9 protein-coding genes are annotated in these 14,158 nt (G+C 68.4%); 3 read left to right on the top strand and 6 right to left on the bottom strand.

All coding sequences use genetic code 11. The features are described from left to right. Positions 1-14: 14 nt before the first annotated feature. The 6 genes from ACFY30_RS18655 to ACFY30_RS18630 form a co-directional block, all read right to left on the bottom strand. The gene (locus ACFY30_RS18655) at positions 15-1,082 is read right to left on the bottom strand and encodes a thioesterase domain-containing protein (protein WP_390846251.1); all 1,068 of its coding nucleotides are present in this window, start codon (positions 1,080-1,082) and stop codon (positions 15-17) included. Continuing rightward, positions 1,079-1,909 (bottom strand): phytanoyl-CoA dioxygenase family protein, encoded by an 831-nt coding sequence (locus ACFY30_RS18650; RefSeq protein WP_390846250.1) that lies wholly within the window; start codon positions 1,907-1,909, stop codon positions 1,079-1,081. The genes ACFY30_RS18655 and ACFY30_RS18650 overlap by 4 nt, the downstream gene beginning before the upstream one ends. 62 nt (positions 1,910-1,971) lie before the next feature. Beyond that, a complete protein-coding gene (desII, locus tag ACFY30_RS18645) occupies positions 1,972-4,443 on the bottom strand; it encodes a dTDP-4-amino-4,6-dideoxy-D-glucose ammonia-lyase (RefSeq protein WP_390846249.1) in 2,472 nt (823 codons plus the stop codon). Continuing rightward, the gene (locus ACFY30_RS18640) at positions 4,440-6,401 is read right to left on the bottom strand and encodes a DegT/DnrJ/EryC1/StrS family aminotransferase (RefSeq protein WP_390846248.1); all 1,962 of its coding nucleotides are present in this window, start codon (positions 6,399-6,401) and stop codon (positions 4,440-4,442) included. Before ACFY30_RS18640 ends, desII begins: the two co-directional genes overlap by 4 nt. Before the next feature lie 251 nt (positions 6,402-6,652). Continuing rightward, positions 6,653-7,840, bottom strand: a complete 1,188-nt coding sequence (locus ACFY30_RS18635) for a radical SAM protein (protein ID WP_390846247.1) — start codon at positions 7,838-7,840, stop codon at positions 6,653-6,655. Between the two features lie 90 nt (positions 7,841-7,930). Then, a complete protein-coding gene (locus ACFY30_RS18630; protein WP_390846246.1) occupies positions 7,931-9,352 on the bottom strand; it encodes a glycosyltransferase family 2 protein in 1,422 nt (473 codons plus the stop codon). A gap of 1,107 nt (positions 9,353-10,459) precedes the next feature. Between ACFY30_RS18630 and ACFY30_RS18625 the strand changes: the two genes are divergently transcribed. The 3 genes from ACFY30_RS18625 to ACFY30_RS18615 all read left to right on the top strand — a co-directional run bounded on the left by ACFY30_RS18625 (position 10,460) and on the right by ACFY30_RS18615 (position 14,151). Further along, the gene (locus ACFY30_RS18625; protein WP_390846245.1) at positions 10,460-11,503 is read left to right on the top strand and encodes a ParB/RepB/Spo0J family partition protein; all 1,044 of its coding nucleotides are present in this window, start codon (positions 10,460-10,462) and stop codon (positions 11,501-11,503) included. Then, positions 11,500-12,702, top strand: coding sequence for a glycogen synthase (gene glgA / locus ACFY30_RS18620; RefSeq protein WP_390846244.1), 1,203 nt, complete (start codon positions 11,500-11,502; stop codon positions 12,700-12,702). The genes ACFY30_RS18625 and glgA overlap by 4 nt, the downstream gene beginning before the upstream one ends. A gap of 342 nt (positions 12,703-13,044) precedes the next feature. Continuing rightward, positions 13,045-14,151, top strand: coding sequence for an FAD-dependent oxidoreductase (locus ACFY30_RS18615; protein WP_390846243.1), 1,107 nt, complete (start codon positions 13,045-13,047; stop codon positions 14,149-14,151). Positions 14,152-14,158 lie beyond the last annotated feature (7 nt).

Below are 14,158 nucleotides of genomic sequence, written 5' to 3'. Positions count from 1 at the left end.
GGTCGCCGACGATCTCACCTCGGCGATGACGGCTGGAGGATGCTCTTGAGGGTGTTCACGACGATGTCGTTGGAGAACATCTGGTACTCGTAGTGCTCGCCTCCGACGTGGATGTGCTGAAGCTTCGGCGCATACGCATGCCACTTCTCCACGCTCGCGGTATCGGCCTCGGCAGTGAACAGATGCGCCATGCCCGTGTAGGGCGGCGGGCTGTACCGCTCGATGGCTCGGGCCACTCGTACGAAGACTTCCAGCTGCCGGTCGAGTGCCTCGGCCCCCATGTCGGGGGCGAGCGCATTGCCCTGCCGCAGCGCCTCGACGACCCGGGGGTCCGCCGGGTCGTCCGAGGGCACGTCCGATCTGCCGACACGGCGGAGCAGCTCACCGAGACGTCCGCGCTTGAGCGCCTGGGCATCCTCCAGCGGGTCCGCCAGCCGGTCCGGGAAGGTGACACCCGGAGGGTCGGTGTCGAACATGGCGAGCAGCGCCACGTCCTGTCCCGCAGCCCGAAGCCGATGGGCGACCTCAAGCGCGATCAGGCCACCGGCCGAGAATCCGGACAGATGATAGGGGCCCTCCGGCTGTAGTGTCCTGACCTGCGGGAAGTAGACATCCGCCAGCCCCTCGACCGTCCGAGGGATCTCGCGTTCCCCCAACAGGCCGGCCGCCCGCACCCCCACCGGGCGACAGGGCAGAGCGCCGCGCATCCGGCCGATGGCCAGGGCGTTACCGGAAGCGGAGTGGAAGTAGAAGAGATTACCTTCCTCGTGGTCGTTGCCCTGGGTCACCAGCAGACAGTCGAGATGACCCCCCGAGCGGGTCTGGAGTGTCCGGAGATGGGAGCCCAGTGTGTTGGGTGTGCTGTGCCGCCGGACCGTCTCGGCCGTGACGGTGACCGAGAACGACCTCGACAGGGATGCGGCGACCCATGAGACCTCCTGGGGACCGCCGCCGAGCACGAAGAAGTCGTCACTCCCCTGGACGCTGTCCACCCCCAGGGCCTCGGAGAACGCCGCGGCCACCAGTGCCTCGGCATCGCCGCGAGGACGCTTCGCGTAGTAGCCGCCGTCGGGCGCGGTCATGACGCGCCACCGTGGCCGAAGAGTCCCAGCCGGTCCATGTCGTCCGCGAAACCGGGACGGTCGGGCCGCAGCCAGGCGGGATCGTAGTAGGGGAACGCCACGGTGTCATAGGCGTGACCGGCCGTCAGGAAGGACGCTATGTAGGAACGGGCACTGTCCTGTTCCGCCGCGGTGAGAGGTTCGGCCACGTACGACACGCTCCATTGGAGACGGCCGCGCCCGTGGAGACTCGCGTGCCAGAGATGTACGTCGAAGACGAGGATGTCGCCCGGTTCGGTCGACAGGACGAGACCAGGCCATTCCCGGTCCTCCCGTTCCTCGTCCAGGGGCATGCCGACGGGTTGCTCCGCACGACGTCGGGCCAAGGCCTCGGAAGCGTCGGGCCGGTGCGACCCAGGGATCACGCGTAACGCGCCTGAGTCGGCTTCGAGCGGTTCGAAGTAGATCACCATCTTGACGGCGTCGAGGTTCGGGTCGGCGGAGTCCCGGTGCCAGGCGCTGGCGTCCTGGTACAGGATTCCCTTTGCCGGCTTGGGCAGGACGCGCCGCTCCAGGAGCCGCTCGGCCAGGTGGAGCAGGCGAGGGTCGTTCAGCAGCGACCGGCTGACGGGGCTTGTCGCGCCCATGAGGGGAAGGTAGTAGCCGTCGTAGCCACTCGCCTTGGCCGGCGGCTTCGGCGGCCAGGGGTAGTTGCGGCGCAACCCGTCGATCACCTCCTCCTTCAGGGCTGCCAGTTCGTCGGAGCCGAGCGCACCCCGTAGATGCGCGTAACCGTGCGAGCGGAAGGCCTCGACATGGTGGCCGAAGTCGGGTGGGTCAGCAGACACGCGCGGTCTCTCCTCACGCTCAGGGGGCAGTGAACAGGGGCATCCGCCAGAAGTGCGAAGGTTCAGCGCAGCAGGCCCCGGTGTGCCGGCCATCCCGCCGCGATGTCGGACTCGAGCTGGCGCATCCGCGCGGTGACCACTTGGTCGAAGGCGTCCAGGAACGCCTGGTCCCCGTCGCGCGGATCGGTACCCTCGTCCTTGGCGGCATGAGTCTCCATGATGTCCGACAGGCTCGTCCTCCCGGCCTGCACCCGGCCGATGACGTAGCGGCGTGCTCCCGGGAGGTCGGGGAAGCCTGCCTCGCGGTACAGGTACACGTCACCGAGCAGGTCCGTGACGACGGACACCTGCGGATATCCCCGTGGCCGTATCGTGGTGTGCGAGGGCATGGGCAGCTGCCCCGGCGCACCCGCCCTGATGCTGTGCAGTGCGTAGCCCAGGTCGATGTCCAGTGTCGGCGTCAGCTCACGAGCCCGTTCCTCCGCCAGGCACAGCGCGTCCAGCAGCTCCGACCGGTCGCTTTCCGAGAGCACTCCTTCGGGACGACCGCTGTAGTCCTCACGAAGCGTGAGGAAGTCCACCGGCCGCACGGGGGAAGCCGCGTTCAGACGCGCGATGTACTCGATCACCTTGACCACTCGGGAGGCCCGGCCGGGAAGGACCACGTAGTTCAGCCCGACCCGTACCGGCTCGTGGCGTTCCGCGCGCAGGCGCAGGAAATCCTGGATGTTCTTGGTGACGCGTTCGAAGGCGCCTGCTCGCGTCGTGGTCGTACGGAATTCCTCCTCATCCGTTCCGTACAGCGAGGTCCGGATCGAGAACGCCCGCCACAGCCCCGGCTGACGCCTGAGGGTGTGCTCGGTGAGGGCGTAGGAGTTGGTGTAGAGCGGCACGGAGAAGCCGCGCTCCGCCGCACGGCTGATGAGGCTTCCCAGACCCGGATTGGTCAGGGGCTCCAGACCACCCGACACATAGAAGGTGAACGGGTCCGCCGTGGGAGCCTCCTCGATGACGGAGGCGAGCGCGGCGTTGCCTTCCGCAAGGCTTGTCGTCTGGTAGCGGGCGCCGGTCACCCTGACGCAGAAGCTGCAGCGGAACATACAGGTCGGACCCGGATACAGACCGATGCGGGAAGGGAAGGACGGCCTGTTCTCCAGAACGGCGTCGAAAGCTCCGGCTCGTTCCAGCGGCAGGACCGTGTTGGCCCAGTACTTGGCGGCGGGACCCCGCACCACCGACTCCCGGACGGCCGGTGTGGTGCGGAGGATGTCCACGAGTCGGGCGAAGGACCCGCGGTCCATGCGTAACTCGGCTCGGGCGTCCTCCAGGGGCGTGAAGGGCTCGGTGCCGTACCGGCGGGCCAGGGTCACCAGCTTCCCGGCGTAGTCCCTCACCGCGTGCCAGTCGTTCGCGGACGGAGACAGCCCCGCCCGCTCCAGGGGTTCGGCGACATGCGTCATCAGGGCGGCGGCCGCGGCCTCCCCGTCGCCCTCGGGCCGGCAGCACGCGTCCAGAACGGCTCTCCGGGCCTGACCGGCCAGAGCGTCCTCCACCGTGCGCACCCCTTCGAGCACCGGCCCCGCAGCCGTGGCAGCGAGAGGCCACGTCGACCGCCCGTCGAAGTCTTCGCGTTCCTCGGCCGTGCCGGACCGGTGGCGCAGGAAGGAGTCGACGGCGAGTTCGAGCGTGCGGGGGCGGCCGGCTCCCAGCACCGTCCGCTCCTGCGGCCCGGTCAGCACCGCCGGCTCGGTACGCCAGTCGACGACCCATGCCGGACTGTCGCGGTAGCCGATGGTGAGTTCCCGAACCTGTGCGGCCGCGTTGCGCACGATCTGGCAGCGCACGGCGATTCCGCCCCAGGTGAAGGCGGCGTCGAACCCGTCGTCCGAGAAGCGCGACGTCGCGCTGTCCAGGCGCAGTCCACCGGGGCCGAACACCGTGGTCAGCACGCTCAGTACGTGTGGAAACAGGTCACGGCAGGCGGAGACGGTCAGGTCCGTGCGGCGTCGTTCCCCGTGTCGGAGCACTTCGCGCGGCTCGTGCCAGACGAAACCCACCTGTGTGGGCGCGGGCCTGCCCGCCACCAGGTCGCGGAGTTCCTCCACCCAGGCGGCCAGCAGGAACTCGTGGTCGATGCCCAGGGCGACGCCGTGCTCTGCGGCCAACTCGATGAGCTCGCGCTCCTGTTGCGCTGTCTCGACGAACGGCTTCTCCACCAGGACGGGCACCTTGCTGCGCAGCAGAGCGGCCGCTGTGCCGAAGTGTTCCGAGGCACGTGTGGCCACCACGGCTGCCGTCACGCCCCGTACCTCGGACAGGTCGGCGGCAACGGTGATCCGGGCCGGGGCCCCCGGCTCGGCCAGTCCGCGTCCGCACCTGTCCCGGTTCCGCCGCGTGACCACAGTGATCCGCTCGACGAGCGGGTGGGCTGCGAGGGTACGGGTGAGGATCCTGCCCCATCTGCCGCCACCCACCACGGCCACATGGACGCCCGAGGTCGAGGTCCCCGTCGCCGGTTTGTCCGTGCCCGTCATACGGCCTGTCCGAACTCGGGATTGGACAGGCCGCCGAGCCGGTACCGCAAGGTGGGCCTGCGCGTGCAGGCGATGGGGACGTGCAAGGCCCGCAACTGTTCGAGCAGGATGTCGTCCTCACCCACGCGCTGCTCGGTCTCCCGGGGGGTGCGTGGCCGGTGAAGGCGCAGCGTCCGCAGCAGCCGGCGATCGAAGAGCCACTCACCCATGTCGACCATTCCCCGGGTGTCCTCGTGCACGAAGTCGGAGCTGTCCCGGACCACCGGGCTGCCGGGGTCCATGACTCCCAGCCGGGAGAGCACCTGGAGCCGCTCGACGGCGGCGGCGCCCGGCGGGAGCCAGGGGAAGCGGTCCACGGTGGCAGGGACGCCCTCGGCGCTGATGAGCGCCCGCCACGAGTGCACGGCGGGGTAACCGCGTTCAGCCACGGCGAGCAGACTCGAAAGGTGGTCGGTCTCCCATATGTTGTCGTCGTCGAGGAAGGCGACGTAGTCAGCGTCACAGGCGCGTATGGCGAGCTCCCGCAGCTTGCCGATGCGCTCGACCGAGCGTGCGGGCAGTGCGTCGGTGGCGATACGGACGACTTGGTCGGGAGCGGTCATGCCGAGGTCCGGAAGCCCGGTCTCGGGACTGTCGACCCACACGGTCACCTTCACGGTCGCCCTGGTGTTCTGCGCGGCGACGCTGGCGAGCGCTTCCTTGATCGTCGGCCGATCACCCGTGGTGATGACGACGACGTCGACGGTGGGTGCGGTGGCCGTCACTGTGAAGGCGGCCTCGCTGGTGCTCTCCAGCGCGACCAGCACCTCGGCAAGCGACCGGATCGCTTCGGCGGAGGCGAGGAAGGTCTGGTGAGGCACCACCACGTGCCGCGTGTGCCAGGAGCCCGACACGGGGACCGGCCGCGCCGGAGTCCCGGAGGCCGCGCGATACTGCTTGACCGTGTCCGGCCGGTACAGCGGACTCTCCGGAATCGGTGGATACACACGGTCCAGGATCAGGCCGGTCTTCTTCTGGACAGCGGCGACCACGTCCTCGGGGGTGCCCGCGCCCTCGGGAATACGCAGCGCCATGCCGTAGAAGGCACCGGAGGCGAGGGCACCCGGATCGTACCGGGGCAGCCATCCCGACCCCGCCAGTTGCTCGACGAAGGACCTGGCGCCTTCGGCCCGGCGCCGGGCCTGGGCCGGGAACTTGCTCAGCTGATCCAACAGCAGACCCGCGGCGGTCTCGGACAGGGCGTGATTGGCGCCGTGCAGGTTCCCGGCGGCGACCAGGTCGTGCGCGGCGGTGGCTGCCGGCTCGTCGGTGAATCGCCGGGAGTCCATGACTGCGGACTGAAGACGTGCGGCCATCTCGCCGTCGTCGGTGAGGAGGGCCCCTCCCTCACCGCAGGTGAGTATCTTCGTCGCCTGGAAGCTCATGATGGTGACATCGCCCAGACAGCCGATACGGCGCCCGTCGGACATCAGCGCGAGCTGGCTGTGTGACGCGTCCTCGATGATCGGTACGCCCGGATATCGTGCGCGTAAGGCATCGATGTCGCAGTGCTGGGCGTACAGGTGGATCGCCAGAATCGCCGAGGGAGCGTCGGCCACCTCCCCCACAGGTCCGCAGGGGGAGTCCGGCGACGCGTCGTGGAAGACCGGGGTGGCGCCGACCCTGAGGATGGACGTGGCGCATCCCACCCAGGTGGTGGCGGGCAGCAGCACGGTGTGCCCCGGGCCGATGCCGAGAGCGTGCAGCGCCACGACGATCGCGCTGGAGCCGTTGGTCGTCAGGACCGCGTGCCGCCGGCCGGTCATGGTGCCGAGCCGGTCCGCGGCGAGCTGGTTGCGCGACGCCCAGGTGCTCTTCGCTCCGCTGACGGACAGCCGACCGCTCAGCATCGCGGCGGACACCGCCTGCACCGACCATTCGTCAATCTCCGGCCAGGCAGGCCAATTTCCTTGGTGCATCGGTGGAGATCCTTTCAGAGGTCATCTGCGACTAGGGTCTGTCGTTTGGATCAGCCCGGCATGGCCTGCGGCGCCGTGGGACCAACCCGAGCGGGCCTGGTGCGTGCAGACGCAAGGCGGAGGAGGGCGACAACGCGGAGCGAAGAGGGCCCCTCCCGCTCGAGCGAAGCCGAGAGTGGGGGAAACCGACGACAACGCCGCGGATGTGTGTGCCAGGCCCCGTGACGCCGGGATGATCCAAACGACAGACCCTAGCCGCCACATGTCGACGACCGTGTTCCGGTCTCGACGACGGGAAGCAACCGCCGAGGAACCGGCGCAGAAGTTTGTGTGCGGGTGAGACTCATGGCGGGGCAGGAGCCGGGGGTGAGCGGGACTGTGTGGCTCTCGTACGGCGGATAGGTCTCCTGCTCGAAATCGGTGTACCGGTTCCGGTAACACCAGTTGCACTCCTCGAAACGCGCGGAGATGCCTTGTTCCCAGCGGACGTGCTCGGCCCTCAACTGCCGGTACGCGTCACCGTTCCAGATCTCCTCGAACGAGTGCGTCCTCAGATCTCCCAGAAGGTATCTGTCGCCGGGATCCCCTATGAGGTGGTCGCAGAACCCGACCATGCCCCGGTAATTCACGTAGCAGTACATCCAGGGATGCGTGCAGGTATGGGCGGCGTGCTGGGGCAGGGCCCACAGCTCGTCCAGCGCGGCGGCCAGACGCACGTCCACGTTCTCCGCCTCGGCGAGCTCGGCGGTCTCACGCAGCGCTGCTGCGAGTTCCTGCCGGTGGAAGCGGAGGTTGTCGGGGTCGTCGTGCCCGGCGCTGAGCGGGTTGAGGTGCACACGGAACCCCAGACGGCCGGCGAGCCGGACGATCTCCCGCAGCTCGCCGAGTGCCGCAGGCTGCACCACCACGTTGAGGTGCACGTTGTCCGTGCCGGTGCCGCACGCCCTTCCCTCGTCGGCCAGGATTTCCAGATTCCGCAGAATGACATCGAGTTTGGCGCCCCGCCGAAGCACGGAGAGTGTGCTCTGCTCGGCGGCGTCGAGCGAGACCGCGATCAGTGCCTTGTGCCGCATGAGTTTGCGCCAGAGTTCCTCGTTGGGGACCGTCAGGTTGGTCACGATCCGGAGCCGGCAACCGTATGCCAGTGTCCTGTCCACATAGTCCGGGAAGTCACGGAGGATCGTGCTCTCTCCCCAGCCCCGGAGATCCACGATCTCCGCGGTGTCGAACAATTCTGACGCGACACGCTCGAACAGTTCGCGAGACATGTTCTTCGCCTTGTCGAACTTGGAGTTGGACCGGCACATCGGGCAGGACAGGTTGCAATTCTCCGTGAGCTCGACGAACAGGACGCGCGGACGGCTCTTCAGTACCGTCGCACCGCGCTCGAACTCCTCCGTGTTCAACTGCCGGTTGCGGTCGCGCCTGTCGCCGGTCAATCCACTGTGTGACGTGGGGACATCCATGGGGCGATCAACCTTTCTCAGGAGGCGGCCGTCCCGTGAACGGGGGGTGCGCCCGCACTCGGGTCAGACCGAAGGACTGGTGAACACATCGGTGAGCGAGGAGCGGGACCAGGGTCGAGCCTGCGCCGTCAGCGCTCTGACGACCCTGCCGTCCGCCCCCGCGACCGCCCCGCGCTCGATCGGGGTGAACTGGAACTGGTGGAACTCGCGCGACAGCCCGACGGTGAACTCCCAGAACGGGCGGTCGTTGCGCTCCAGCGCCTGTGCCAGCGCCGGGTCCGGCGCCGGCAGGGGGGACGTGCTCACTCCGCTCAGCAGGAGCAGTCGACCACCACAGCGCAACGCCTCGGACAGCACCCGGCACAGGGTCCGCTCGGGAAGCGCTCGCCAGTAGTCCGTGATCAGTACGAGGTCGAAGGCGGGCTCCACGAAAGGCAGCCGGGTGCCCAGAAGCTGAGCCGTGGTCCGGTCCTGGGCGCCGGGCAGGGGATTGATCTCCGCGCTCGGCGGACGCAGCCCGGCCGGCCAGCCCTGGGAGGACCCCAGGAGGAGGACCCGTTCCGCCTTCTCGACCTCGGCCCGCACGCCGGGCAGTTCGTCCAGATGCGCGCAGTCGACGGCCGACGGCGGCAGCCGCCGGGAGAAGGCCACCAGCTCGGTGTGGAGCGCCTGGGCATTCACGATGTCGAAACTGCACACGGCCTCGACCTCGAGGCGCGGGTGACGGACGAGGAGCCGGAGGTCGTTGCGTCGGTCCCGGAACATGTCCGCGTTCCGGTCCCGTTCATGTGGCTGGTGCAGAGCACGGGCCTGGGGAACGAAGACGGTCGGCACGCCGGCCAGCTGGAGCCTGAGGCCGATCTCCATGTCCTCGACGCCCTTGAGCTCGAAGTCCTCGCAGAAGCCGCCCACCTCCTCGAAGGAAGCACGCGGGACACTCACATTGTGAGTCCAGAAGAACGCCCAGTCGTTGTCCGAGGGCTGGTGCAGGAGTTCGGTGAGCGGGTCGTGCAATCTCGGCTCGGCGCGGGCCCTCCGGAAGGCCTCCTCGGGTTCTTCCATGTCCCACTCGTCACCGAGCAGGAGCGACCACGCGGACGGGGTGAGTTCCCGCCCGTGGGTGAATCCGCACACGGCCGAAGGGCGTTCCCGCTGCGCCTTCAGATGCTCCTCCAGGAGCGCCGGATGAGCCATGCAGTCGACATCGAGGAACACCAGCAGTTCCCCCTTGGCCTGCCGGGCCCCGACGTTGCGCGCAACCGAAACCCCACGGCCCGGGGAGTTCCTGATGAGGGTCAGGTTCTCCATCCCCTCGATCACCTCCCATGACTTTTCGAAGACATCGGACGGTGAGCCGTCGTCGATCACAATCACTTCGAACCGCTGCACCGGAAGAGTCTGGCGCGTAAGGCTGATGAGCGTCCTGCGGAGCTCCTCCGGACGATCGTATGCAGGAATGACGACTGAGACATCCGGCGCGTTCAACGAGACCTCTCCGAATTCCAGCGGGCAATGTATGTCATTGATTGATTACCGGAGTGGAAGCTGTGGATGCGGGGAAAGGAGGCGACGCCGACCGGGGTTCCCCGGATTCGAGGGCACCGCGGTCCCCCTGACAGGAGGCACCACGTTGCCCGGGTTCCTCAGCCCGGGGTCTTCCGGTTGCCGACGACGGCTTCCTTGTGGGGCCGTCCTTGTTCTCACGGCCCTGTTCGGGGCCGGCCACACACCGCTAGCAGGGACGAACGTCCAACGCGGTGGCGACTCACACCGCCGCCATCGCGCCCGGACAGCTCGAAGCTGTTGCACGGCACCCGGCCGAGGTCGCGAGGGGGCCTGGGCGCCTGACAGTGGTCGATCAAGTGGCCTAGATACTCCTGGATCACGGTGACGTTGGCAAGCGAAAGGTGGCCAACTCGATCACTGGCAGTACCTGCTTGAACACCTCGGGCATGGCGTCTCCCCAGCGTTTCTTCGGCGATACCCGATCCCGGGAACGGCGTCCTGGCCCTGGCCGGCCGCCCTTCGTCGCCGCCTGTGCGCAGCGAGAAAACACCCACCGGACCATCCCCGACGTGCCGGGCCGAGTGGTGGGCAACGGACCACTCCGCCGCCCTTCGAGCCGTCCGGCAGCTGCGCTCCGCCCGCCCGAGCGAGAGGCGCCACGCGCGCCGTCGTGCCGACGTCAACGGCTGCGATTGTCACGGCCGACACCCCGTGCGCTGTACGGAACTTGACCCGACATCAGGGCGCACACCGGGAAGACATCGGAACCGGCACCTCACCCGTCGGCACACACACTCAAAAATCCGCCGTCATTTCACGATTGTGGGCGCCCTTGGAGAAGGGATGATCAACGGTCGCCCTTTGATCGTTGACAGTCCGGCGCGGCGTGTAGCAACATCACGACGCCGAGCGGAAGTGAATCTCATCTGCCTTGTGCGGAAGTCGGCGACGTGGCGTTGGCGCGGCTAGGACGCATCAACGGGGCATCGGCCAACGCCTCAACGAGCCCACCCCTTATGCGCCGGGAGTGGATGTCTGTATTGAAGTGATTGTGGACGTGATCTTAACTATATCCGACAGGGAGATATGTTGAGCTCGCTGGGAGATGTCGAGGATTCTGCAGGCGACGTCTTGGTCTACGTCGCGGAGTGCCAACGATCATTGGCACAGGCCCCGGTGGTGAAAGTGCCGATCGCGACACTTGTCACCGCTGATTCCCCGCGTGTCGCCGGGGAGGACAGCGACCATGTGAAATGTCTCGCGGAGAGCGAGCAGGAGTTGCCGCCGATCAAGGTTCACCGAAGCACGATGCGGGTGATCGACGGGGTGCACCGCCTCAGAGCCGCACAGATGCGTGGCCAGACCGACATCGCCGTCAGGTTCTTCGACGGTGACCGGGAGGACGCCTTCGTGCTGTCCGTCGCGGCGAACACGAGGCATGGTTTGCCGCTGTCCAGGGCGGACCGGCTGGCCGCCGCCGGCCGCATCCTCAGCTTCCATCCCGAGTGGTCGGACCGCGCGATCGCCCTGGTGTCCGGACTGTCGACCAGGAAGGTGGCCGACATCCGCCGTCACCACGCGGGTGCGACAGGCGCGTCCGAGGTCCGGGTGGGCATCGACGGCCGGGCACGGCCGGTGAACCGTGTGGAGGGGCGCGAACTGGCGGGTGAACTCATCAAGGCCAACCCTGATGCGTCATTGCGTCAGATCGCCAAGGCGGCGGGTATCTCGCCGGCGACGGTGGCCGATGTCCGGAACCGTCTGCGGCAGGGACACGATCCGGTACCCCACAAGTTGCGGAAGGAGGCCATGCGTCAGGCCCCGCCGAACGGACGGCCGTCCGGAGATGTGGTGCCGAACCGGCCACGGCCCCCGTCCGATCCGGCACGCGTCTTCGAAGCACTGTGCAAGGACCCGTCACTGCGCTTCAGCGAAGCGGGCCGAATCGTGCTGAGACTGTTCGACTCGTCTGCGGTGGCCGCCAGGGAGCGGCACCGGATCCTGGACAGCACGCCGGCGCACTGCCGTGAGCGGGTGGCGGAACTCCTGCTGGGCTTTGCCGAGATAGGGCAGGGCATCGCGGTCGAGTTGAGCGACGGCCGCTGCCTCACGCCACGACAAGCGATATGAGCGAACAGAGGGCACCTATGCGTGTGGACCTGCTGACCCGCGAGTACCCGCCGCATGTGTACGGGGGAGCGGGTGTGCATGTGGGGGCGCTGGCAGACCGTCTGCGGGACCTGGTCGACCTGCGTGTGCACTGCTTCGGCCCGGCGGCCGGCCGCTCCTCGGTGCTGGCACACGATGTGCCGGGCACTCTCGAAACAGCCAATCCCTCCCTCCAGGCACTCGCCGTCAACGCGTCGATGTCGCACGCGGTCGCGGGCGCCGCCGTGGTCCACAGCCACACCTGGTACACCAACTTCGCCGGCCGGCTGGCCCAGCGGCTGCACGGCATTCCGCATGTGGTCACCGCGCACAGCCTGGAGCCGCTGCGGCCCTGGAAGGCCCAGCAGTTGGACGGCGGCTACGAGATCTCCTGCTTCATGGAGCGGGAGGCGTTCGCCCGTGCCGACAGAGTCATCGCCGTGTCCCAGGCCGTGGGCCGGGACGTCACCGAGGTGTACCCGGAGGTGGACCCCGCGCGTATCGTCGTGGTCCACAACGGCATCGACGCCGGGCAGTACGCGCCCGACCCCGGTACCGACGCCTTGGAGGCGGAGGGGATCGACGTCGACCGCCCCACCGTGGTCTGCGTGGGGCGTATCAGCCCGCAGAAGGGCCTGCTGCACCTCTTGCGGGCGGCTCCCTCCTTCGTGCCGGGAACCCAGCTGGTGGTGGTCGCCCAGTCCGCCGACACCGCCGCCCACCGGGCGGAGTTCGCCGAGGCGGTGAAGGCGACGCGGGACGGTGCGGTGGACGTCCGCTGGGTCAGCGGGGCCTTCTCGCGGCGGGCTCTCATCCAACTCCTCAGCCACGCACAGGTCTTCGTCAGCCCCTCGCTGTACGAGCCGCTGGGCATCGTCATTCTCGAGGCCATGGCGTGCGGAACCGCGGTGGTCGCCACCGCGACCGGGGGCAGCCCCGAGGCCGTCGTGGAGGGCGAGACCGGTCATCTGGTGCCGCTGCAGCCCACGATCACGGACGAGGCCGGGACGGAGGCGTCCTCCGCGCTGGCCAAGGAGCTGGCCGTCCGGGTGAACGAGCTGCTCACGGACACCGCGAGTGCGGAACGGATGGGCCGGGCGGGCCGGGAGCGTGTGCTCTCCCACTTCTCCTGGGATCGTGCGGCACGCCAGGTCGCCGAGGTTTACCGGGCCGTCGTGTGACGGCCTGACGCACGGTCCGACCGGGCAGCAGGCGCGATCGAGCGCAGCATGCATGGGCGAGGATACAGGGGGTCTTTATGCCATTGGCTGCCGTCGTGATCAGTCTGCGCGGCCCCGAGCGGTGGACACGGGATGAGCGCGTACGGAGCTCCGGTGCGGGCGGGCGGACCGTCCGGGCCGGGGGTCTCGCATCGGCGCGGCCCCCGGGCAGGTGCACAAGACGCAACTCCGCGGAGGCGGTCCAGCCCGGCCTCGGGCTGCCGGTCGACTCGCTCGTCGGACGCAGCGGTGACATGACACCTGTGCTGTATGCCGGCGTGAACCACGGGATCACGGTGCCAGATGCCGGGGCTTGAGGCGCTCGACGCCCCGGCGGGCGGCCATGGCCCTGTCGCCAGAGTGGCCGTCGTCGGCGCGGGCTGGTACGGCTGCCACATCTCCGAGGAGCTGCGGGCGGGCGGCCACGACGTGCATCTCTTCGAATCGCTGCCCGAGATCTTCGGTGGCGCTTCCGGGCACACGCAGAACCGCCTGCACCTGGGCTTCCACTATGCCCGCTCGGCCGTGACCCGCCGTCAGGCGAGCCAGGGATACCGGAGGTTCAAGCAGGTCTACCCGACACTGAGCCGGCCCGTGACCGACAACGTCTACGCGGTTCCCCGTGACGACTCCCTGCTCGACGGGGAGACCTACCAGCAGGTGATGCAGGCGTCGCGGCTGCCGTTCCAGAAGGTCGACTCCGCGGCTTACGGGCTGGAACCGTCGACCACCGCTTTCCGTGTTCCCGAGGAACTGCTCCTGACGGACGGGGCCAAGGCCCATTTCGGCGAATCGCTGCGCTCGCAGCTGCGCCTCGACACCCCCGTCGAATCGTTCGAGGAGACCGACGGTGGGGTCCTGGTGAACGGCGAGCTGTTCGATGCCGTGATCGACTGCACCTGGGGAGCTTGGACAGCAGGCGGACAGGGGGTGTGGTCGGACCTGTACTTCGAGCCGTGCGTGACCCTCGTCTACGAGTCGGAGCGCCGCGACTTCGGGCTGACGCTGGTGGACGGTCCGTTCTTCTCGATCTATCCCTTCCGGAACGGCCTGCACACGCTCACGTCGGTCACCCATACTCCCCTGGACAGATGCCGGTCCCATGAGGAGGCCCGGCAGTGTATCGCTCGGCAGAGCGCCGACACCCTCGACCGCACACGCCGGGCCATGGAGACGGAAGTCGTCCGGTACTGGCCTCCGTTCTGGGAGAGCTTCCGGTATGTCAATGCCTTCTTCTCGGTGAAGGCCAAGATGCGTTCCGTGAGCGACGCGCGCGTGGTGTCGGTCCGCCGCTCGGGCCGTCGGATATCCGTGTTCGCCGGGAAGGTGAACACCATTTTCCTCGCCGCCGAAGCGGTCAGGCGCGAGCTGCGCGCCGTGGTGGGGAAGGACCTGTGGGTCTCCCTGTGACCGGGGC

It is taken from the genome of Streptomyces sp. NPDC000345 (assembly GCF_042898825.1).
GTDB lineage: Bacteria > Actinomycetota > Actinomycetes > Streptomycetales > Streptomycetaceae > Streptomyces.
Note: the sequence above shows the minus strand (reverse complement) of the source record. Positions and strands in the feature narration are given on the sequence as shown.